At 67.0% G+C, this 20,480-nt stretch carries 20 protein-coding genes; 8 read left to right on the forward strand and 12 right to left on the reverse strand.

Annotation, left to right across the window (positions count from 1 at the left end; all coding sequences use genetic code 11):
* Window positions 1-4 precede the first annotated feature (4 nt).
* From AC3A4M_RS09195 to AC3A4M_RS09220, 6 genes are all read right to left on the reverse strand, one after another.
* Window positions 5-970 (reverse strand): TIGR01777 family oxidoreductase, encoded by a 966-nt coding sequence (locus AC3A4M_RS09195; RefSeq protein ID WP_498735428.1) that lies wholly within the window; start codon window positions 968-970, stop codon window positions 5-7.
* Window positions 963-1,646, reverse strand: coding sequence for a TetR/AcrR family transcriptional regulator (locus AC3A4M_RS09200; protein WP_498735429.1), 684 nt, complete (start codon window positions 1,644-1,646; stop codon window positions 963-965). Before AC3A4M_RS09200 ends, AC3A4M_RS09195 begins: the two co-directional genes overlap by 8 nt.
* Before the next feature lie 131 nt (window positions 1,647-1,777).
* On the reverse strand, window positions 1,778-2,560 hold the full coding sequence (locus AC3A4M_RS09205) for an SRPBCC family protein (RefSeq protein ID WP_498735431.1): 783 nt from the start codon (window positions 2,558-2,560) through the stop codon (window positions 1,778-1,780).
* A gap of 72 nt (window positions 2,561-2,632) precedes the next feature.
* Window positions 2,633-3,535 (reverse strand): DUF6707 family protein, encoded by a 903-nt coding sequence (locus tag AC3A4M_RS09210; RefSeq protein WP_074699874.1) that lies wholly within the window; start codon window positions 3,533-3,535, stop codon window positions 2,633-2,635.
* Window positions 3,536-3,815: 280 nt separating this feature from the next.
* Window positions 3,816-4,355, reverse strand: coding sequence for an NUDIX hydrolase family protein (locus AC3A4M_RS09215; protein ID WP_139004158.1), 540 nt, complete (start codon window positions 4,353-4,355; stop codon window positions 3,816-3,818).
* 80 nt (window positions 4,356-4,435) lie between these two features.
* Entirely contained in the window at window positions 4,436-5,212 is a 777-nt protein-coding gene (locus AC3A4M_RS09220) for a VOC family protein (protein ID WP_498735434.1), read from the reverse strand.
* A gap of 72 nt (window positions 5,213-5,284) precedes the next feature.
* On the opposite strand from AC3A4M_RS09220, the gene AC3A4M_RS09225 reads away from it, so the two are divergent.
* Entirely contained in the window at window positions 5,285-5,875 is a 591-nt protein-coding gene (locus AC3A4M_RS09225) for a YdeI/OmpD-associated family protein (protein WP_498735436.1), read from the forward strand.
* Window positions 5,876-5,893: 18 nt separating this feature from the next.
* Here AC3A4M_RS09225 and AC3A4M_RS09230 read toward each other — a convergent pair whose 3' ends face one another.
* From AC3A4M_RS09230 to AC3A4M_RS09245, 4 genes are all read right to left on the reverse strand, one after another.
* Window positions 5,894-6,988 (reverse strand): ABC transporter ATP-binding protein, encoded by a 1,095-nt coding sequence (locus AC3A4M_RS09230; protein ID WP_498735438.1) that lies wholly within the window; start codon window positions 6,986-6,988, stop codon window positions 5,894-5,896.
* 22 nt (window positions 6,989-7,010) lie between these two features.
* Window positions 7,011-8,789, reverse strand: a complete 1,779-nt coding sequence (locus tag AC3A4M_RS09235) for an ABC transporter permease (protein ID WP_498735440.1) — start codon at window positions 8,787-8,789, stop codon at window positions 7,011-7,013.
* An 8-nt stretch (window positions 8,790-8,797) separates the two neighbouring features.
* Window positions 8,798-9,847 (reverse strand): iron ABC transporter substrate-binding protein, encoded by a 1,050-nt coding sequence (locus tag AC3A4M_RS09240; RefSeq protein ID WP_498735442.1) that lies wholly within the window; start codon window positions 9,845-9,847, stop codon window positions 8,798-8,800.
* 165 nt (window positions 9,848-10,012) lie between these two features.
* Window positions 10,013-11,164 carry a glycoside hydrolase family 76 protein gene (locus tag AC3A4M_RS09245; protein ID WP_498735444.1) on the reverse strand — a complete coding sequence of 384 codons (1,152 nt, stop codon included), beginning with the start codon at window positions 11,162-11,164 and terminating at the stop codon, window positions 10,013-10,015.
* A 127-nt stretch (window positions 11,165-11,291) separates the two neighbouring features.
* Between AC3A4M_RS09245 and AC3A4M_RS09250 the strand changes: the two genes are divergently transcribed.
* Complete coding sequence (locus AC3A4M_RS09250) at window positions 11,292-12,068, forward strand: 3-hydroxyacyl-CoA dehydrogenase (RefSeq protein WP_498735446.1); 777 nt, start codon at window positions 11,292-11,294, stop codon at window positions 12,066-12,068.
* Window positions 12,068-13,285: an acyl-CoA dehydrogenase family protein gene (locus tag AC3A4M_RS09255; RefSeq protein ID WP_498735447.1), complete on the forward strand. Its 1,218-nt coding sequence runs from the start codon at window positions 12,068-12,070 to the stop codon at window positions 13,283-13,285. The genes AC3A4M_RS09250 and AC3A4M_RS09255 overlap by 1 nt, the downstream gene beginning before the upstream one ends.
* A gap of 5 nt (window positions 13,286-13,290) precedes the next feature.
* Here the strand turns inward: AC3A4M_RS09255 and AC3A4M_RS09260 are convergent, their stop codons facing one another.
* A complete protein-coding gene (locus AC3A4M_RS09260) occupies window positions 13,291-13,776 on the reverse strand; it encodes a DUF1684 domain-containing protein (RefSeq protein WP_498735449.1) in 486 nt (161 codons plus the stop codon).
* Window positions 13,710-14,066 (reverse strand): hypothetical protein, encoded by a 357-nt coding sequence (locus tag AC3A4M_RS09265; protein ID WP_498735450.1) that lies wholly within the window; start codon window positions 14,064-14,066, stop codon window positions 13,710-13,712. Before AC3A4M_RS09265 ends, AC3A4M_RS09260 begins: the two co-directional genes overlap by 67 nt.
* Before the next feature lie 146 nt (window positions 14,067-14,212).
* Between AC3A4M_RS09265 and AC3A4M_RS09270 the strand changes: the two genes are divergently transcribed.
* The 5 genes from AC3A4M_RS09270 (at window position 14,213) to AC3A4M_RS09290 (ending at window position 20,479) form a co-directional block, all read left to right on the forward strand.
* Complete coding sequence (locus AC3A4M_RS09270) at window positions 14,213-14,599, forward strand: VOC family protein (protein WP_498735452.1); 387 nt, start codon at window positions 14,213-14,215, stop codon at window positions 14,597-14,599.
* Window positions 14,600-14,627: 28 nt separating this feature from the next.
* On the forward strand, window positions 14,628-17,417 hold the full coding sequence (gene ppc / locus AC3A4M_RS09275; protein ID WP_498735454.1) for a phosphoenolpyruvate carboxylase: 2,790 nt from the start codon (window positions 14,628-14,630) through the stop codon (window positions 17,415-17,417).
* Window positions 17,418-17,493: 76 nt separating this feature from the next.
* On the forward strand, window positions 17,494-18,180 hold the full coding sequence (locus AC3A4M_RS09280) for an HD domain-containing protein (protein ID WP_498735456.1): 687 nt from the start codon (window positions 17,494-17,496) through the stop codon (window positions 18,178-18,180).
* A gap of 65 nt (window positions 18,181-18,245) precedes the next feature.
* Window positions 18,246-19,031, forward strand: a complete 786-nt coding sequence (locus AC3A4M_RS09285) for an IclR family transcriptional regulator (RefSeq protein ID WP_498735457.1) — start codon at window positions 18,246-18,248, stop codon at window positions 19,029-19,031.
* A 170-nt stretch (window positions 19,032-19,201) separates the two neighbouring features.
* Window positions 19,202-20,479 carry a cytochrome P450 gene (locus AC3A4M_RS09290; RefSeq protein ID WP_498735459.1) on the forward strand — a complete coding sequence of 426 codons (1,278 nt, stop codon included), beginning with the start codon at window positions 19,202-19,204 and terminating at the stop codon, window positions 20,477-20,479.
* The last annotated feature ends 1 nt before the right edge of the window (window position 20,480 follow it).

The raw sequence follows: 20,480 nt of genomic DNA on the forward strand, positions 1-20,480 counted from the left end.
GGGTTCAGGCGCGCGACACAGCAGGACCAGGCGACAGGCCGACGATGCTCGCCAGCGCGGCGTCCAAGTTGGGATAGCGGAAGGCAAAGCCTGACTGCGCCAGCTTTTCCGCGCCTACCCAGCGGCTCTTGAGCACCAGCTCCGTCTCCGTCCGAATCATCACTGCTCCCAGCTCCAGCAGCCAGCGCGGCGTCGGAAGGCCCGCGGGCATCCGGTAGGCGTGACGTACGGCCTGCATCAGTTCGCGGTTGCTGACCACCTCAGGCGCGGCAGCGTTGACCGGCCCGGACAGTTCTGGATGCGCATAAAGATGCAGCACCGCGCGGTAAAGATCCTGGACATGGATCCAGCTGAACTTCTGGTTCCCCGTGCCCATATGGCCGCCCAAACCGCAGCGGGCCAGGTTCTTGAACGGATCCATCACACCGCCTCCGGGACCAAGCACAATGGCGATGCGCAGGGCAACCTGCCGGACTCCCGGTGTTGCGGCCTCGTGCAGGGCCTGCTCCCATGCCTTGGCAACGTCAACGGAAAATCCGGTGCCCAATTCACCCTCGGCTTCGGTCTGCGGGCGGTCCTCGGCGTGCCGGTAAATCGTCCCGGTGCTCGCATTAACCCATAACGACGGCGGCGTTCCGCCCTGCCGCTGAACCGACGCCAAAGCGCTGCCAAGTTGCGCGGTGGTCCGCGTGCGCGAGTCCAGGATCTCGTCCCGGTTGCGCTGGTTGTAGCGGCAGCTAACGGAACGCCCGGCGAGATTGACCAGCAGATCGGCACCGTTCAAGGCATTGGCCATAGCCTCCGGAATGTCCCAGTGCGCACTGTCTTCGGGCTGGCGTCCGATGGTGCGCATGGTAGTGCCGGCTTCGGCAAATTGATCCTGGAACCAGCGCCCAATAAAGCCTGATGCTCCGGCCAGAACCACTGTCGCTGGGGCCGCCGCCGCCGGATTCTCGGCATTGTCAGTCACGTTTTACCTCCCGCACAAGACCCGCGATGTCCTCGGTGATCTTCCGGACCCCCGGAAGCCGTGATAGCGCTACGAGCTTGGCGACAAGCGGAGCGGTCTTGTCGATCAGGCTGCGCGTTCGTTTCTGCCCCGGAGACTGGTCGTAGACCCAGAACAAAGTGATGCCCATATACAGCAGCCAGAGCAGTTCGGGCAGTTCTTCCCGAATGGCAGGCGGCGGTTGCTGGCGTGAGCGTTGCAGCGCTTCGCGAAAGAGTGCGACAGCCTTGCCGCGCGCAACTCCTGCGCCTGGTCCGAAAGGGCTGGTAGGCGATTTCGGTGCAATGGCTACATTGATGAAATTTGCGCCGAATTCGTGGTACGGCGTCATCACGTCGATGCCGGTGTGAAGGATTGCCCGTAGCTGTGCGTTCAGGCCTTTTCCATCCTCCAGGAGGGCAACGGCCCGTTCCCGGTGCTCATCCTGCAGCCGGTCATAGAGTTCGAGAACCAGCGCGTCCTTGGATGGGAAGTAGTAGTAGGCGTTGCCGACGGAGAGTCCTGCCTTATCGGCAATGGAACGCATGGTGGTCTTGTCATAGCCCTGGCTGCGGAACATCTGGAGAGCCGTCTCGACGAGAGCCGCCCGGGTCTGCGCACTTTTGGGCGTGCGAGCTGGTTTCTCTTCGGCTGCCATAGCGCACCTTCCGACCAGAGCGTGATGAATTGAACGTGTTCAATTTCCAGTAGAACACGAAAATGAACACGTTCAAAAGATGGAGCGGAAAAGAAGCTAGGTCTTTAGGGCAATCCGGCGAAGCGTTGGCTCTAGCGGACGGGCAGTTCGTCGCGGGAGCGGCTGCGCGTGGACAACGGCTCCGAGGAGGGGAAGTGCTGCGTCCGCCAGCCGTCCCAGGCGTCCCGGATGGCGGCGAGCGACTTGGCACCCAAGCCGTAGGTGGTAATCAGAACCTGCGTGCCGCCGTCGGGCCTTTCGTCCATAAGTTGGGGCATGGTGGCGAGAATCAGCAGACCGTCCCCGTGCTCGGCATAGGACTGTACCGTCAGTCCTAGCTGCGCTTCAGTGCGGAACCAGACCTTCCCGCTGATCGATTCGCCCGTGCTCAGGGTCGCCTCGTACGGCTCGTCGGGCTCCGGCAGGACCGTCAGGCTCAGGCTCTGCAGGAGGCCGCCTTCGGGTACGGAATCGGCCGAAAAGTATGTTGTCTGCCGCGGGGTGTTCGGATGCCGCTCAAGCATGAAACGCAGCTGCTGGAGGAACGTGGTCCACCCCTCGGTGAGGTCCTTGTCCCAATGCGCCATTTCCGATGCCGGATCCAGGAGTCCGCGTTCGAGCGTCAGCTGGACGCCGTCCTCTACCGGCTCGATGATGAACGTATCGCCATTGCCCAGCGTGAGCTTCTTGTGATCAGGGCTTTCGACGGCGCCGGCAAAGTAGATCTCTTTGATCTCCTCATCGAGGCCGTCCAGCTCCCAGCCGTGCCACTGCGCAAGCCGTTTGGGTTCGCGCAGCATGATCCATACCTGCTGGGCGTCTGCGTTGATGTGGACGCTGAGCTTGCGGGGACCAGATTCTGATTCTGTTTTCACAGCGCTATCCGTCATGAGGCCGACTTTACCCCCGGCCCCTTGGACTGGCCAGAGGTCTGGGCAGGACGGTGGTCAGGGGGCGGTCAGCTTGCCGTTCAGTGCGCGGATGGCCACCAGTTCATTCGCGATGCGGCGGTCCAGTTCGGCCGGCTCCAGGGTCTCGGAGCCGCCGTGGGTGCGAAGGTACATCAGTGTGGAAAGGCGTTCGACGCGCCATTCGTGCTCCGCCGACTGATCGCCGGAGGCCATCGCCCGGTGGATCTCCGAGTCGTAGAGGTTGGGCTCGTTGAGCTGACGCTGGCGTACCACTGCGTTCATCTTGGCGCGCAGTGGATCTTCCTCTTCGGCCTCGTCCGGGGCGCGCATGGCGTCGCCGAGCCGCTGCGACTCCTCGATGTCGCCGGCCTCGTGGGTGATGTAGGCGGCGATCGCCAGGGTGGACTGGATCCACTTCCAGCGCCCGAAGTTGCCGTCGAAGGGCAGGTCCGTTACCAAGCGGCAGACATGGAGAGCGTTGTCCTCATCCGCCAGGTCGACGAACAGCCGGTGGGCCAGATCGCGGACATCCTGCAGGTTGCTGCCGGCCTTGGTGTTCAGTCCCTTGCTCAGGCGGGCGGCGAGGCGCTGGACCCTGATGTCCTTCGGATGGGCCCGCGCGGTGCCCACGATGACCGCCTCCGGAGTGCCCTCCTCGGCGGGGATCAGCTCAAGGTCGCTGTTGGTCAGGACGGTCGGAGCCTTCTGGAAGGGCCGCGTGGAGGCAACCCGGATGCTCGAACCGTGGGCGATGCGCACCTGCGTTCCGTCCGCCAGCTTCGCAATCACCAAGGCCGGCGAGCCGAAATCATCCTTCTCGACGGCGGAGGACACCACCGCGGCCGATTGTTTTCCGCGCCGACGCAGAAACATATGGCCCGGTTCAACCGCCTCAGCTTTGACATTATGGACGTATGTCTGTGGCTGTTGCTCGGTCATTGGGTGGTCCTCCAAAGCTCAGGGTCAAACCTCAGTATATGAATTTGTTACCTCTCAAGCCGAAGTTGCGCCACGCCGGTAGCACGTGGCAGCAGCCGGCATCCTTCATGACGCGCGGCTAACGAAGGCAGCGGATCAGGGACACCCGTTGGGGTGCCGCACCCCGCGGAAGGCAGGGATTACGACGGCGGCCGGAGGGCGCGTCGTCCGGCATTCCGCCGGGGCCAACGGTCGGTGCGCCGGAGACGAAAGCCGGACCTCCGCCGTCGTTATCAGGAGGTCAGCGGCACCAGCCGGCGTGGGCCAGCGCATGGCGCAGCAGGTTGCCGCGCCCGCCGACGAACTCCGACTGGACCTCCGGGCTCAGGGCGTCGTCCGGCGTCATCCAGGTCAGTTCCAGTGCGTCCTGCCGGGGCTCGCACTCGCCGGTGACGGGGATCAGATAGGCCAGCGCGACACAATGCTGGCGGTCATCGGTCATCCCGGTTTCCGACGGGGAAGGGAAGTACTCGGCCACGGTAAAGGGCACCGGGGAGGCCGGCAGCTGCGGGAACGCCAGCGGCCCAAGATCCTTTTCCAGATGCCGGATGAGCGCCGCACGGATGGTCTCCCGGTACATCACCCGCCCCGAGACAAAGGTGCGCACCATCTGCCCCTCGTCGGAAGCCTGCAGCAAAAGCCCGACTTCGGTCACATAGCCGAGGGAATCCAGCCGTACCGGCACGGCCTCCACGTAGACCATGGGCAAACGCTGCCGGGCCTCGTAGAGATCCTCTTCGGAGAGCCAGCCTGGATACGGGTCGGGAGTGCGAACATTCATGTACTTGTTGTACCGCACGGCTGATGCGCCCGTCACGCGGGACCAGCCGGGAGGGTGCGGGTTTTCCGTAGAGCGTAAGATCACGCCTGCGGTGCGGTTGCCTCCCGGATGCTGATGTTCCCGCCGCCTGCGCCGCCTGCGCCGCCTGCACTGCTCGAGCCGTCCGGGTCCGGCACGAGGAGGACGCGGGCGCCGGCGTCGTCCTCGGCCAGCCGCGCCTGGATTCCGGCCGAGGCCAGCCTGTCGCGCAGAACCTCGAGCCCGCCGTCGTACTCGAAGCCGAGGGCAATCCCGGCAGCAGTGCCCTGCTGCACCGTGATGATCCCGCCGTTCTTGGCGGCGAAGTCAACCCGGCCCACGTCGGTCAGGTCCCAGTCCACCTGGCTGAACTCGGACTGGCCGCCAGCCCGTGCCGCAGAACGCCGGCGGGCACCGATATCCGCGAGCACCTTGGCCGCGGTGGGCAGCTCGGTTGTGGTCCACACCGCGGCTACCGTCAGTGACCGATCCGCATCATGCGGTTCGGCCGCCTCGTTCGCCCGGTCCACCAGGAACACGGTGCCCTCCGGCGAGGTGACCTTCACGCTGCCGCCGTGGTCCGCCGAGAACGGCTCGGCCCGCGTCCCCGCTTCCTCGGTCCGGCGGCGGAATTCCTCCAGGTCCCGCGCCTCGAAGCCGAGAGAGGTGACGCCGTCGTCGGGCCCTGCGGGCATGGCGTGGACGGCGAGCCGCCCGTGGCCGGCGTCGAACTCCATCCAGGTCTCGTAGTCGGCGGTGACGGCGAGCCCGAGCGCGGTCAGCAGTTCCTTGTACTCGTGCATGCGGGAGGTGTAGTGGACGGGGCGGACACGCAGCATTTTTTGTCTCCTCGGTAGCGGCCTCTTCCCAGAGTATGGCGCGGCGGCCGGTTGCGCGGCTAGTGTGTGCGCATGGCTGTCGAACTCCCCGAACTGCTGCTGCCCGACGCCGCCGCCTGGCGTGCCTGGCTTCAGGAGCACCATGACAGCTCGCCCGGCGTGTGGCTGGTGCTGCACAAGAAGGGCGGAACCGTCACCACGCTCGACTATGCCGGCGCCCTCGAAGAAGCGCTGTGTTTCGGCTGGATCGACGGGCAGGCCAAGCGGCGCGACGCCGAGAGTTCCTTCCAGCGGTTCAGCCCGCGGGGCAAGCGCAGCATCTGGTCGCTGCGCAACGTGGCACGGATCGAGCAGCTGGAGGCGGCAGGAAAAATGCACGACGCCGGCCGCGCGGCGGTCGCGGCGGCGCAGGCCGATGGGCGGTGGGACAAGGCCTACGCCGGACCCGCGACGGCGGAAGTACCCGAGGATCTCGCCGCGGCGATCGCTGCCGTGCCTCGGGCGCAGGCCATGTTCGACGTGCTGACCTCGCAGAACCGGTTCGCGCTGATTTTCCGGCTCAGCCAGCTCAAGACCGAGGACGCCCGGCGGAAGAAGATCACGGGTTTCGTGGAGATGCTGGCCCGGCACGAGGCACCGTACCCGCAGAAGAAAAAGCCGTAGCCCAGGTTCGGGAAAGACTCAGGCCGGGAAGGCCACGCCCTCGCCGATCACGCGCAGGAACAGTTCCGAGCCGGGCTTGGCCAGCGTCGCATTCCAGTGGCGGATGGTGATGGTCTCCCCGCGCTGCCGGTTTCCCTGGCCGTCCTCGGGTCCGTGCAGTTCCAGCCGCACCGTCACCTCCGGCCCGAAAAAGTCCGTCTCCAGCACGGTGCCGCGGATGGGTCCGCCGTCGGAAATACGGATCTGCTCCGGGCGCAGCATCAGGTGCACCTTCCCCTGGCATGTGGGCCGGCGGACCGGGATACCGCCAAGCGCGCAGGTGGCCAGGGAACCCTGCAGCTCCGCGTTGAGGATCACCGCATCGCCGAGGAACTCGGCCGTTTCCCGGTCCGCGGGCCGGGTGTAAACCACAAAGGGATTGCCGATCTGGGCCAGGACGCCGCGGCGCATCACCGCCACCTGGTCGGCGAAGGACAGTGCCTCCGCCTGGTCGTGCGTGACCAGGATGGTGGTCACCCCGGCCGCCGCGAGGGTGCGGGCCACCGCCTTGCGGGTAGCCACCCGGAGGCCGGCGTCCAGAGCGCTGAACGGTTCGTCCAGCAGCATCAGCTCCGGCTCGCGGGCCAGCGCCCGGGCCAGGGCGACGCGCTGCTGCTGGCCGCCGGAGAGCTCGTCCGGCCGGCGCCCGGCGTATCCGGGTTCCAGCGAGACCATGGCCAGCAGTTCGGCGACCCGGCGTTCCACCGCCGGCCGGGAAGCGAACCGCTTCTTCTCCAGCCCGAAGGCGATATTCCGGCCCACGCTCAGGTGCGGGAAGAGCGCTCCGTCCTGGGCCACATAACCCACGTTCCGCCGGTGCGCGGGAACCAGTCGGCCACCGTTGGCCACCGCCTCGCCGTCGAGCGTAATGCGGCCGGAGTCCGGTGCCTCGAAGCCGGCAATCAGCCGGAGCAAGGTAGTCTTGCCGCTGCCCGAGGGGCCTACGATCGCCGTCGTAATTCCCCTCTGGACGGACAGGCTGACGCCGCGGAGCACGGACGTATCTCCAAAGGACTTGGTGACGGCATCGACGACCAGGTGGCCCTCCGGCACCGGAATGTCCGCGGGGCTCACAGGCGGGTCCCTTTCACAAAGGTCATTGCCCGGCAGCTTTCTGCGACTGGGTGTAAAGCAGGTAGGTCATCGGCAGCGAGAGCAGGATCAGGATCAGCGCGTACGGCGCGGCGCCGGTGTAGTCGATCTCCGAACTCAGCGCCCAGAAGCGCGTGGCCAGCGTGTTCACGCCCGTGGGCGCGAGCAGCAAGGTGGCGGTCAGCTCGTTGGCAATGCCCAGGAAAACCAGGGCGGCCCCGCCGGCGGCAGCGGGCGCGGTCAGGCGCAGGGTCACCCGCAGGAACGCCCTGAACGGCGAACTGCCCAGCGACCGCGCGGCCTCTTCGAGCTCCTGCGGCGCCTGCGCCAGCCCGGCGCGCAGGTTCACCAGCGCCCGCGGCAGGAACAGCAGCACGTAGGCGGCGATGACCAGCGGCACCGTTTGGTAGAGCGGCCGCGCGAAGTTGATCGCCACGGTGATGAAGGCCAGCGCCACCACAATGCCGGGCAGCGAGGACGTGATGTAGTTGGTGCTTTCCAGCAGCTTGGTGAACCAGCCCGGGTACCGCACGGCCAGCCATGCCACGGGGAACGCCAGCACCACGGTCAGCAGCGCGCCGGCCAGGCCGAAACCGAGGGTCTGCAGCAGCGTCTCGCCGATCACCGGCAGATCCCAGATTTCCGCTCCGCCGGCCAGCAGCCAGCGCAGGATGTTGCCCAGCGGCACCCCGAGCGCCAGCACCGCCAGGGCCAGCACGCCAACGACGGCGGCAACCCGGTAGCGTCCCAGCGGCAGGGCAGGCGGGCGGCTGGCTACCCCGGAGCCCAGGCGCGCGTACCGGGCGTTGCCCCGCAGGCGGGATTCGGCAAGCAGCATCAGCAGGCAGATGAAGACCAGCACGCTGGCGAGCATGTTGGCGGCCGCGCCGTTGAAGGTGGACTGGTACTGCTCCATGATCGCGGTGGTGAAGGTGGCGAACCGAATCATCGAAAACGCGCCGAACTCGGCCAGCAGGTGCAGGCCCACCAGCAGCGCGCCGCCGGTGATCGGCAGCCAGAGCTGGGGCAGGACCACGCGGAAAAAGGTGCGCCAGCGTCCCAGCCCGAGCGACGCCGCGGACTGCTCGAGCGCGGGGTCCATCCGGCGCAGGGCCGCGGCCGCGGGAATGTACACCAGCGGGTAATAGGAGAGCACTGAAATCAGCGTGCCGCCGCCGATCCCGCCCAGCGACGGAATGGTGCTCACCCAGGCATAGCTGTTGACGAATGCGGGCACGGCCAGCGGCGCGGCGAGCACCAGGGACCAGAACCTCGCGCCGGGCAGCTGCGTCCGCTCCACCAGCCAGGCCGCCGCAATGCCGATCAGGATGCACAGCGGCACCGCGGCCAGCACCAGCGCCACCGTGTTGAACAGCAGCTCGCCCACGCGGGGCCGGAAGATCAGCTCCGCCGCCGTTTCCCAGCCGGTGGCCACCGTCATCACGATGACGAAGCCCAGCGGCACCAGGGTTGCCAGCGAAATAACGACGGCGGCGGCTACCGTTCCGTACGGCGGCCGCGCAGCGCTGCGCCTGCGCCGGAGTGCGCGCCGAACCGGATGTTGCGGGCCGGGCAGGTTGGGGCCGGACGGAATGATGCGGGGTGACGCAACGCCGGCAACTGTGCCAGACGGAGCAGCGCCCGGTGGAGCAGCGTCGGTCGAAGCCGGAGAGCCCCGCTGCGCGGCTTGGGTCAGCTCAACTGAAACGTCGGCGGACGGCGCACCGGTAGCCGGGACCGCAGGGCCCCGGCTACCGGTACGCGTTCGTGGATGAACCGACATGGGCAGTTCTACAACAGGCCGGCATCCGTCATGAGCTCGACAACCTTCTGGCTGTTCAGCTTGGCGGCATCGACGGAGGGAGCTTCGAGTTCCTCGAGGGGAACGAGTCCTTCGCGCGGGGTGACGTCCTTGCCCACCGGGTACTCGTAATCGCTGCCCGTTGCCAGAGACTCCTGGCCCTGCTTGGAAGTGATGAATTCAAGGAACTGCATCGCCTCTTCCGGGTGCTGGGAGGACTTCAGGACGCCGCCGCCGGAGACGCTGACAAAGGCGCCCGGATCCTGGTTCTTGAAGTAGTGCGGGGCAACGTTGCCGGAGTTCTCCGCCGTCTCTGCCTGGTCCGCCGTGTAGTAGTAGTGGTAGATGACGGCGCCGTCGACCTCTCCGGTGTTGACGGCCTTCATGGCAGCGCCGTTCTTCGGGTAGGCCTTGGCGTTCTCCTTCATGGCCTTGAGCCATTCGGCGGTGGCCTCTTCGCCTTCGAGTTCCAGCATGGCGGAGACGATGGCCTGGAAGTCCGCTCCGCCCGGAGCCGCTCCCCACTTTCCGGCCCACTTGTCATCGGCCAGATCCATGATCGACGCCGGCAGGTCGGCTTCCTTCACGGCGTCCTTGTTGTACACGAAGACCGTGGACCGGGCCGCGACGCCTGACCACTTGTTCGACGACGGCCGGTACTGCTCGGGCACGTTCTCCTGCACGGTGGAGGAGATGTCGGCGAAGAGCCCGGCGTTTTCCACCTGCGTCATGGCCGGTGAATTCTCGGTGATGAAGACATCGGCGGGGGAGGCATCCCCCTCGGCGATGATCTGGTTGCTCATCTCGGTGTCCTTGCCCTGGCGGACGTTCACCTTGATGCCCGTCTCGGCCTCGAACGCATCCACCCAGGCCTGGGTCATGGATTCGTGCTGGGCGTTGTAGACGGTGAGTTCACCGGCCGCGGCGGCGGTGGATCCTTCGGGTGCCGGCGAGGCCGAGCCGGAGCCACAGGCGGACAGGGTCAGTGCAGCGGCGGCGACGATGGCGGCTGCGGAAAGCTGCGGAAATCGGATCTTCATGGAGAACCTTTCAGGAAAATGAGGACCGGGCGCGGTCCCCACCGCGTTGCCCGGTAAATATTAGGTAAGGCTTAGCTCACCTGTGCTCGTCATTGTGGCAGAAGCCGCAGTAAATCGGCAACGCTTGTGTGACTTATTGTCGAAACGTGACAACGACGCCGGTTGTCAGGCGACGGATGCGGCGGCTTCGAGCGTCATCCAGGCCTGTAGCTGGGTGGAGAGCTGCACGCGCTCGCCCGGCGGATAAGTGGTCTTGGCCGGCAGGGCGGGATCCTTGGAAAACACCAGCACCTCCCACGTCCGGTGGTTCTCCAGCCGGCGGCCGGACCAGAACGCCGCGGCGGTGTTGGCTACCAGCGTGCGCGCCTGCTCCCGGGCGTCTACGGGCAGCCGATCCGAATTGGCAGCAACGGCCAGATAGCGCGCCAGGATCCCGGTGAACAGTCCGCCGTCGCCATCGCCGTGGGTGCGCAGCACGGGCATGCCGTCATGGTCGGCGGTGAGCCCGGCGGCCACCGCCTTGATCAGGTCGGCGGCACGCCGCAGGTCTGCCTCCCGGCCCACTTCCAGCAGCGCCGCCAGCACCGGACCCTGGTTGTAGCTGTAGATGTCCGGCACCAGCACCGGCTCGCCGCCCACAATGCGCAGCCCGTCCTGGTACAGCCCGGAAACGCCGTCGTAAAGCTTGTCATCCAGCCAGTCCAGCAGGGCCGCCGCGCGGTCCGTCTGGCCGATGCGGGCAAAATGGAGGGCGGCCGGGGCCGTGGCGGGAGTGTTCTTGAAATCGCGCTTGGTGTTCCAGAACAGTCCGCCGCCCAGGTCCGCGGTATGGGCTGATTCCAGCGCCGGCAGCAATGCGCGGGCAGCGGCCCGGTTGCGGAACCGCGGCTTGCCCGTCGCGGCGGCCAGCACGTCCAGGCGGCCGACGGCCAGCGCCAGCCAGGCCATGTCGTCATAGTAGGAGTTGGTGAACCGGAAGCAGTTGCGCCACTTGATGCTGCGCAGCAGACGCGCACCGAGCTGGCCGGCGCTGACGCCGAACCCGCCGTCGTAGTGCTGCTGGTGTTCGAGTTCGCGCCAGCCTGCATCCACCAGGCAGTCCAGATAGTGCGCCTGCCACCAGTAGTGCCACGGCCCGACCAGCGGCAGGTAGCTCTGCCGCGGCCTGGCCACGGCCCCCAGATGGGTGAACGGGAGGCACAGCAGACGCTGGCCGAAGTGCCGGATGACAGCGACGGCGGCCTCGTCCGCCCGGCCCGAGGCGAACCTGGGCGGGGGCGGGTGTTCGCCGGGAAGCTTGCTGGACTCTGCGACCATCTGACCAGCGTAGCTGTCCCGGTCCGAGTATTCACGAAAGGAATTTTGCCCAGTGGCCAGCCGCCCGAATGCGTTGTGCGCCGGACCACACTAGGCTGGCGGAAAGGATTCATTTCAGGAGGTTGACGTGGAGATTGCCAATTCCGTTGCGCTGGTGACCGGGGGGGCGTCCGGCCTGGGGGCTGCCACCGCCCGCCGCTTGTACGACGCCGGGGCCTCCGTGGTGCTGGTTGACCTCCCGGGATCCGCGGGGGCCGAGTATTCGGCGGAACTGGGGGAACGGGCCGTCTTCGCGCCGGCCGATGTGACCAGCGAAGAAGACGTGCAGGCGGCGGTTGACGCGGCCGTTTCGCTCGGCCCGCTGCGCGTCGTCGTCAATTGTGCCGGAGTTGCCACCCCGGGCAAGGTGCTGGGACGCGGCGGCGTGCTCCCGCTGGAGAACTTCAGCAAGGTAGTGCAGATCAACCTCATCGGCACCTTCAACGTGATCCGTCTGGCGGCCGCCGCCATGGCCGAGACCGAGCCGGTCAGCACGGAACTGGGCGGGCCCGAGCGCGGCGTCATCATCAACACCGCGTCCGTGGCTGCCTTCGACGGGCAGGTCGGCCAGCCGGCGTACGCCGCTTCCAAGGGAGCCGTGGCTGCCATGACGCTGCCGATCGCCCGCGAACTGGCGCGCTCGCTGATCCGCGTGGTCACCATTGCCCCGGGCATCTTCGAGACGCCGATGATGGCCGGGCTGCCGCAGGAGGCACAGGATTCGCTCGGGCAGCAGGTGCCGCATCCGTCCCGGCTGGGCCGGCCTGGCGAATACGCCAACCTCGCAGCGCACATCATCGACAATGCCATGCTCAACGGGGAGGTCATCCGGCTGGACGGCGCCATCCGGATGGCGCCGCGCTAATGCCGGGCACTGGGGACACGGTGAACATGGCGGACCTGCCGCGGCCGGACTTCTACGGGTTCGAGTCCCTGCTCAGCGACCGGGAGCGGCTGAAGCTGGCACAGCTGCGCGAGTTCCTCGCCGCCGAGGTGGAACCGCATGCGGTGGACTGGTGGAACCGCGGCCGCTTTCCGGCGGAGCTGCTGCCCGGACTGGCCGGGCTGGAGCTGAGCACGCCGGTCCAGCAGGGCTACAGCCACCTCTTCGCCGGGCTGGTCATCGCCGAAATGACCCGCGCGGACACATCCATCGCCACCTTCTTCATGGTCCACCACGACCTGTTTGTGCAGGCGCTGTACGAGTTCGGCAGCGCTGAGCAGAAGGCCCGCCTGCTTGAGGACGCTCTGGCGCTGCGCATCACCGGCGCCTTCGCGCTGACCGAACCGGAGCACGGTTCCGACGTCGCCGGCGGCATGGCAACCAGGGCGCGCCGCGAGGGCGGGGACTGGATCCTCAACGGGGCCAAGCGCTGGATCGGCAATGGAACCTTCTGCGACTACATGCTGGTCTGGGCCCGGGACGAAGACACTAACCAGGTGCGCGGGTTCATTGTGGACTCGAAGCTGGAGGGGTTCCGGGCTGAGCGGATCGGCAACAAGATCTCCCTGCGCACGGTGCAGAACGCGGACATCATCCTCGACAATGTCCGCGTTGCGGAAGCGGACCGGTTTGCCGGGATCGGCAGCTTCGACGACACCAAGCATCTGCTGCGGGGCTCGCGCATCATGGTGGGCTGGCAGGCGGTCGGCCAGCAGCTCGCGGCCTACGAGGTGGCCCGGCGGTATGCGCTGGAACGCGAGCAGTTCGGCCGCCCGATCGCGAGTTTCCAGCTGATCCAGGACCAGCTGGTGCGGATGCTCGGCAATGCCACGGCGTCGCTGGGCATGCTGGCCCGGGTCGCCCAGCTGCAGGAGGAGAGCCACACCGGCCCGCGGGGCACCCGGCACAGCGGGGCTGACATGGCGCAGGCCGCGCTCGCCAAGTCCTACACTTCGGCGCGGATGCGCGAGACCGTCTCGCTGGGCCGGTCCATTCTGGGCGGCAACGGGATCGTGACCGATTACCTCATGGCCAAGATCTTTTCCGACGCCGAAGCGATCTACACGTACGAGGGCTCGTACGAGATCAACAGCCTGATTGTGGGCCGCGCGGTCACGGGCATTTCCGCCATCGCCTGAGCCGGTCAGACCGGCAGCTTCTCCCCGGCGGTGACTGCGAGGGGAAGCTGGTTCCCTGCATAGTTCTGCGCGCGGTTGAAATCCAGCAGTACCGTTCCGTCCAGCGCAGGCGGCGGCACGTCGAGGAAGCGCCAGGGCGCGGTACCAAGTCCATTGGTCGCATCGTGGAAGGTCACGCGCAGCGCGCCCGTGCCCGGTTCGAACTCGGCCCGCAGCCGGTAGCTTGAGCCCTGGTAGTTGAAGGTGATCTCGCCCGCCAGGACCACGGTCAGCGAGGTATCGCTGCGGGACGTGGAGATCCGCGAGACCTGGGGCGAGTCGTACGGAACATAGCTGCCCTTGAGAATCCAGTCCGGATCGAAGTCGAAGACCGGCACGCCGCTGAAATTCTGCTGTGCCGGCGTGGAGGCGGCTCGCGTGCGGATCAGATAGCGGCCGTCCCGCCTGGCCAGCTCCACCGCCACCTGTTCCGGACCGGCGCACCAGCGCACCCACATTGTCTGGCCACGCTCGGCCACCGCCTGGGTGAGGATCCGCGGACCGGTGTGCCGCCGTCGTACATAACGAAGCCATCCGAGTCGCCGGCGTTCAGTGCCGCCACCGCTCGGCCGGCGCTCCACAGTCCGGGGACAAGATCGACGGCTGACGGTTCAGCGGCGAGCCACTGGAACGAGGTGAGGGTCAGGAGGCCGAAATCCTCGGCCAAGGCGTCATTGCGCTTTCTGTGCCAGGCACCGAACTCCGCTTCGGCCGTAGTGACCTCGTTTTCCAGGCTGGTCATTGCGCTCCTTGGGGCTGGCTGAGGCTGTCACCGCCCACCCGGGGCTGTATCAGCACAGTCTGCCCCGGGGTCTGCCGCAAGACAAGCCGCACCGGGACGTCCCGGTGGAGGTTACCGGAGGCAGTGCTGGGCGTTAGCCTAGGTCCATGATCACTTCCGTGCACACGCTGATCTACTCCGATGATCCGACGGCTACCCGGGCGTTCCTGCGCGACGTATTGCAGTGGCCCTCGGTTCCCGACGCCGGCTCGGGCGAGGACTGGCTGATTTTCAAGACCGGTCCGAGCGAGCTGGGCGTGCATCCGACAAGCGGCGTCTGGGAAGGCGAGGAGTTTTCTGCCCCGCGCCACCACCAGATCGCCCTGATGTGCGACGACCTGGCGGCCACCATGTCCGAACTGGAAAGCCGCGGCGCGGGCTTCAGCTCAGAGTCAACGGACCTGGGTTTCGGCACGGGCGCGATGCTGCAGGTGCCCGGCGCCGACGACATCCTGCTGTACCAGCCCTCGCACGCGCCCGCGTTCAATCTGTAGGGCCGGTTGATGGCACAGGAGGGTTTTGATGCCTGAAGGGGATCTCGATGCCAGGCTGCGTGCGGATGTCCGCCGCGTCAGCACGTTGCTGGGCCAATCGCTGGTGCGCCAGCACGGTCCGGAGCTGTTGGAGCTGGTGGAGCAGGTGCGGCTGCTGACCAAGGAGTCCAAGGAGGCGGCTCGCGGGGGCGGGGAGGCCAGCGGGCCATGGACGGCACGTGACGTGGCGGACCAGGTGCGCGAACTGCTGGCGGGGCTGCCCACCGGCCAGGCGACGCAGTTGGTGCGGGCTTTCACCTTCTACTTTCATCTGGCCAATGCCGCCGAGCAGGTCCACCGCGTCCGGACCCTGCGGACCCGCCCGGAACAGGACGGCTGGCTGGCCAAGGCCGTGGCGGACGTCGCCGCGAAGGCAGGCCCCGCAGTGCTGCAGGAGGCCGTGGACGCGCTGGATGTGCGGCCGGTCTTCACCGCACATCCCACCGAGGCATCGCGCCGTTCGGTGCTGGATAAGCTGCGCAAGCTCTCCGATGTGCTGGCGGTGCGGACCGCCGAGGACAGCGTGGCCAGGCGGCGGCAGGACCGCATCCTGGCGGAAATCATCGACCAGATGTGGCAGACGGACGAGCTGCGGCAGGTGCGGCCCAGCCCGGTGGACGAGGCCCGCAACGCCCTCTACTACCTCGACAACATTTTCCGCGGCGCGGTGCCGGAGCTGCTGGCCGAACTGGCGGAACTGCTGGACGGCCACGGCGCAGTCCTGTCCGCCGAGCGCTCGCCGCTGCGGTTCGGCAGCTGGATCGGCGGCGACCGGGACGGCAACCCGAATGTCACCGCAGACGTAACGCGGGAGATCCTCGCCCTGCAGAACCAGCACGCCGTGCGGATCGGGATCGAGCAGGTGGACGAGCTGATCTCGGTGCTGTCCAACTCCACGGCGCTCGCCGAAGCGGAGCCGGAGCTGCTGGAATCCATCCAGCAGGACCTGGAAAAGCTGCCCGGGCTGGATAAGCGCGTGCTCGTGCTCAATGCCCAGGAGCCGTACAGGCTCAAGCTCACCTGCATCAAGGCCAAATTGATGAACACCTCCGCCCGCGTCCGTAACGGCACCGCGCACCAGCCCGGGCGGGACTATGCCTCCGCCGCACAGGTGCTGGACGAGCTGGGACTGCTGGAACGATCGCTGCGCGCCCACGGGTCCTCGCTGGCGGCGGATGGAGCGCTGGCAGGCGTGCGGCGGATCATGTCCGCTGTCGGCCTGAACCTGGCCGTGCTGGATGTCCGCGAGCACGCCGAGCGGCACCACGCAGTCGTCGGTGTGTTGATGGACCGGCTGGGCGAACTGCCCGGGCGTTATGCGGACCTGGCGCGGGCGGAACGCCAGGCGGTGCTGTCGAAGGAGCTCGCTTCCCGCCGGCCGCTGGCGCCGGTGCCGGCTCCGCTGGCAGGCGAGGAAGCCAAGACGTACGCGGTGTTCGGCGAAATCCAGCGGGCTTTGGAGACCTACGGTTCGAACGTGGTGGAGACCTACATCGTGTCCATGACCCGCGGACCGGATGACGTGCTCGCCGCCGCGGTGCTGGCGCGGGAAGCCGGCCTGCTGCGGCTGCACGGCGGGGACGCGTTTGCACGTATCGGTTTCGCGCCGCTGCTGGAAACCGTGGAGGAGCTGCGCCGGTCCGGGCGGATTCTGGACGGGCTGCTGGCGGATCCGCAGTACCGGGAGATTGTCCGGCTCCGCGGCGACGTGCAGGAAGTCATGCTCGGGTACTCGGACTCGAACAAGGAATCCGGCGTGCTGACCAGCCTGTGGGAAATCCACCAGACGCAGCGGGTCCTGCGCGACGTCGCTGCCAAGCACGGGGTCCGGCTGCGGCTCTTCCACGGCCGGGGCGGCTCCGTAGGGCGCGGCGGCGGACCCACCTACGACGCCATCCTGGCCCAGCCGAACGGCGTGCTGGAAGGCGCAATCAAGTTCACCGAGCAGGGCGAAGTCATTTCGGACAAGTACTCGCTGCAGACGCTGGCGCGGGAGAACCTGGAATTGTCGCTGGCGGCTGTGCTGGAAGGCTCTGCGCTGCACCGGGAGCCGCGCACGTCCGCCGGCGAGCGCCATCGCTACGGCAAGGTGATGGAAACCGTCTCCGATGCGTCCTTCCGCTGCTACCGGGAGCTCATCGAGGACCCGGACCTGCCGGAGTATTTCTTCACCTCGACGCCGGTGGAGCAGCTCGGTTCGCTGAAGATCGGCTCACGTCCTTCCATGCGGCCGGATTCAGGCGCCGGCCTGGAAGGTCTGCGTGCCATCCCGTGGGTTTTCGGCTGGACCCAGTCGCGGCAGATCGTGCCCGGCTGGTACGGCGTCGGCTCCGGGCTGAAGGCGGCGCGCGAAGCCGGCCACGGGGAGGTGCTGCAGGAGATGGCGGACCGGTGGCACTTTTTCCAGACCGTGGTTTCGAATGTGGAAATGACCCTGGTCAAGACCGACCTGGACATCGCCGCGCACTATGTGGCCACGCTGGTGCCGGCCCGGCTGCAGCATCTGTTCGACCGGATCCGCGAAGAGTTCGAGCTCACGGTGGCCGAGGTCCGGCGCCTCACCGGCGAAGTGCGGCTGCTGGACAACCAGCCGGTGCTCAAAAAGTCGTTGGAAGTGCGGGACCAGTATCTGGATCCGATTTCCTACATGCAGGTGGAGCTGCTGCGCAGGCTGCGTGCGAACGGGACCTCGAGTGGGGATGCGCCGGATGAAAGCCTGCAGCGGGCCATGCTGATCACGGTCAACGGCGTCGCGGCGGGCCTGCGCAACACCGGCTGAAGCAGGCCGCGCGCCGCTTCCGGCCAGCGGAATCCGATTGTTGCCACGGCCGCGGCTGCTGGTCCACGGTGGGAGCATGACCAAGTTCCTGCCTGCCGCCAACCAGTACGGCCACGATGTCACCGGCGCCATTGCCGCAAATCCCGACGGCGTCATCGCCCTGGATCCGGTCCTCGCCCGGATCTGGGAGCTGGCAGCGCCCTTGCTGGCCGTCCGCGACAACGACGCGCACACTCTGTACGCCTTCGGCCTGGCCCAAGCCTTACTGGGCTTGCACCCGGAGGCGGATGCCGACGTCGTTCTTCCGGCGATCATGCTGCACGACATCGGCTGGTCGCAGGTGCCCCCGGACGAAGTGCTCTCCGCGATCGCCCCGGGCGGTGGTCGGCCGGATCTGGTGCTGCTGCATGAGAAGGAAGGCGCCCGCCTGGCCGCGGATATTCTGGCCGAGGTCGGCTACAACGCGGCCAAGGTTCCCGCGATTCTGCAGATCATTGACGGACACGATTCGCGGCGCGAGGCACTCTCGGTCGAGGACGCCATTGTGAAGGACTCGGATAAGACCTGGCGGTTGACCCCACACGGGATAGACACCGTGATGGACTGGTTCGGCTTGGAGCGAGAGCAAGCCGTGCGGCTGTGCAGCCAGCGGGTCCACGGCCACCTGTTGACCGAGGAGGCGAAAGCCATGGCGCGGGCGTTATCGGCGCTGGAATCGGTGACCCTGTGGCCGCAGCGGCGTGCCCTGCTGGCTGAGGACTAGACTCGGTTTCGGCCGGCGGCCGGCGGCAGGTGCCGGACCGAGAGCGGCCGGATGAGGAGGCAGCGATGGCGGGCGGAAGCCGCGATGCGGGACGATCCGTGACCTCCAGGGTGCTTGCCATCCTCGAGGTGTTCGAAAAGGCCCGCGGATCGCTCAGCCTGACGGAGATTTCCGAGGGATCCGGTTTGCCGCTCAGCACCACGCACCGGCTGGTCGCCGAGCTGACCGACTGGGGATTCCTCTCGCGCGGAGCCAACGGCCGCTACCAGTTGGGGATCCGCCTGTGGGAGCTGGCGCAGAACGCCGGACGGCAGCTGCGCGAGGCAGCGCGGCCTTTCGTCCAGGACCTGTTTTCCCTCACCGGGGAGACATCCCAGCTCGCGGTCCGCGAAGGACACGAAGTGCTCTACATCGAGCGCATCTACGGCACGAAGCGCGTCCCGCGGGCCTCGCGGGTCGGCGGCCGGCTGCCCATGCATGCCACCGCCGTCGGCAAGGTGATCCTGGCCTTCGAGGAGGAATGGGTCCGCATCGCCTACCTGAACCGCGAGCTGGAACGTCCCACGGCTCACACGCATATCCATGCTGGCCGGCTGGCCAAGGAACTCGACACCATCCGCGAGCAGGGCTTCGCCACCACCTTGGAGGAAGTCCGGCTCGGATCCTGCTCGATCGCCGTTCCGGTCTTCCATACCGGCGTCATCGGTGCGGGACTGGGGCTGGTGCTGCCGACCGCACAGGCCGCCACCATGAACCGCCACCTGCCCGTGCTCAAAGGCGTCTCGGTGCAGATCGAGCGCGCCACGGCCCACATCCCGCTCGAAACGCTGCTGGGCAGCCACCGCAAATAGCCGCTGCATGCACGGCTCCAGCGAAGAGAAGGCGCCGTCGTCGTTCTATTCGGTTTCTACTCAGTGGAAGACCGTGATGTGCACCACGGGTGATGTGGACAACACTGGTGTGAACGAACCCATTGGATGGTCCAGCAACCGCCAACGGGAACCAACCCCAAGGAGAACAGATGTCACCCTCGACGGAAACGGCGGCCCGCTGCCCGTTCGGCCACGGAGCCGAGGCGCCTGCCGGGCACCACGGTTACGAACCGTTCCAGATGAAGGATCCTTTCCCCGCCTACGCGGAACTGCGGGCCGAGCAGCCGGTCATGTTCGACGAGCGCATCGGCTACTACGTAGTTTCCCGCTACGACGACATCAAGGCAGTTTTCGAGGACTGGGAGACCTTCTCGAGCGAAAACGCCCAGGCCCCGGTCCGCGAGCGCGGCCCGGCCGCCAAGAAGATCATGGAAGAGGGCGGCTTCACCGCGTACTCGGGACTCTCCGCCCGCCGCCCGCCGGAGCACACCCGGATCCGCTCGGTAGTGCAAAAGGCTTTCACGCCCCGCCGTTACAAGGCGCTGGAGCCCTTCATCCGCCAGAACGTGGTGGACTTGGTGGAGAAGATGCTGGCCCGGCCCGAACGCACCGGCGACCTGGTGAAAGACCTGGCCTACGACGTCCCGACGATCACCATTCTCACGCTGATCGGCGCCGATGTCAGTCAGGTCGACAAGTTCAAGCGCTGGAGCGATTCCCGCGCGGCGATGACCTGGGGCGACCTGAGCGACGACCAGCAGATCCCGCATGCGCACAACCTGGTGGAGTACTGGCAGGAATGCCTGCGCCTGGTCCGCGTAGTCCATGAGAAGGGCGGCGACAACCTCACCGCCGACCTGGTGCGTGCGCAGAACGACGGCGCGGAAATCTCCGACCACGAGATCGCATCGGTCCTCTACAGCCTGCTTTTCGCCGGCCACGAAACCACCACCACGCTGATCGCCAATTCACTGCGCGTGCTGCTGGCCCGCCCGGAACAGTGGGCGGTGCTGGTCGAGGAGCCGAAGAAGATCCCCGGCGCCATCGACGAGGTGCTGCGCTATGCCGGCTCGATTGTCGGCTGGCGGCGCAAGGCGCTCAAAGACACCGAGGTCGGCGGCGTGAAGATCGAGGAAGGCGGCCAGTTGCTGCTGCTGATGGGCTCGGCGAACCGCGAAGAGGGCAAGTTCGAGAACGGCGAAGATTTCGACATCTCCCGGCCCAATGCCCGCGAGCACCTGTCCTTCGGCTTCGGCATCCACTACTGCCTGGGCAACATGCTGGCCAAGCTGCAGGCGAAGATCGCCCTCGAGGAAGTCGCCCGGCTTGCTCCGAACCTGAAACTGCAGGATCCCGAGGAGATCGCGTTCCGCGAAAACCTGTCCTTCCGGGTCCCCGAAACCGTTCCCGTTACTTGGGAGGCATAAG

It is taken from the genome of Arthrobacter sp. Soil_C_60, assembly GCF_057656375.1.

Bases quoted from the DNA above. Each gene is read 5' to 3' on its own strand.
- AC3A4M_RS09240 (WP_498735442.1), bottom strand. From the start codon at position 9,847: ATGAAGATCCGATTTCCGCAGCTTTCCGCAGCCGCCATCGTCGCCGCC.
- AC3A4M_RS09210 (WP_074699874.1), bottom strand. From the start codon at position 3,535: ATGACCGAGCAACAGCCACAGACATACGTCCATAATGTCAAAGCTGAG.
- AC3A4M_RS09265 (WP_498735450.1), bottom strand. From the start codon at position 14,066: ATGACCAGCCTGGAAAACGAGGTCACTACGGCCGAAGCGGAGTTCGGT.
- AC3A4M_RS09220 (WP_498735434.1), bottom strand. From the start codon at position 5,212: ATGCTGCGTGTCCGCCCCGTCCACTACACCTCCCGCATGCACGAGTAC.
- AC3A4M_RS09270 (WP_498735452.1), top strand. From the start codon at position 14,213: ATGATCACTTCCGTGCACACGCTGATCTACTCCGATGATCCGACGGCT.
- AC3A4M_RS09225 (WP_498735436.1), top strand. From the start codon at position 5,285: ATGGCTGTCGAACTCCCCGAACTGCTGCTGCCCGACGCCGCCGCCTGG.
- AC3A4M_RS09290 (WP_498735459.1), top strand. From the start codon at position 19,202: ATGTCACCCTCGACGGAAACGGCGGCCCGCTGCCCGTTCGGCCACGGA.
- AC3A4M_RS09215 (WP_139004158.1), bottom strand. From the start codon at position 4,355: ATGAATGTTCGCACTCCCGACCCGTATCCAGGCTGGCTCTCCGAAGAG.
- ppc (WP_498735454.1), top strand. From the start codon at position 14,628: ATGCCTGAAGGGGATCTCGATGCCAGGCTGCGTGCGGATGTCCGCCGC.
- AC3A4M_RS09200 (WP_498735429.1), bottom strand. From the start codon at position 1,646: ATGGCAGCCGAAGAGAAACCAGCTCGCACGCCCAAAAGTGCGCAGACC.
- AC3A4M_RS09280 (WP_498735456.1), top strand. From the start codon at position 17,494: ATGACCAAGTTCCTGCCTGCCGCCAACCAGTACGGCCACGATGTCACC.
- AC3A4M_RS09285 (WP_498735457.1), top strand. From the start codon at position 18,246: ATGGCGGGCGGAAGCCGCGATGCGGGACGATCCGTGACCTCCAGGGTG.
- AC3A4M_RS09235 (WP_498735440.1), bottom strand. From the start codon at position 8,789: ATGTCGGTTCATCCACGAACGCGTACCGGTAGCCGGGGCCCTGCGGTC.
- AC3A4M_RS09245 (WP_498735444.1), bottom strand. From the start codon at position 11,164: ATGGTCGCAGAGTCCAGCAAGCTTCCCGGCGAACACCCGCCCCCGCCC.
- AC3A4M_RS09255 (WP_498735447.1), top strand. From the start codon at position 12,068: ATGCCGGGCACTGGGGACACGGTGAACATGGCGGACCTGCCGCGGCCG.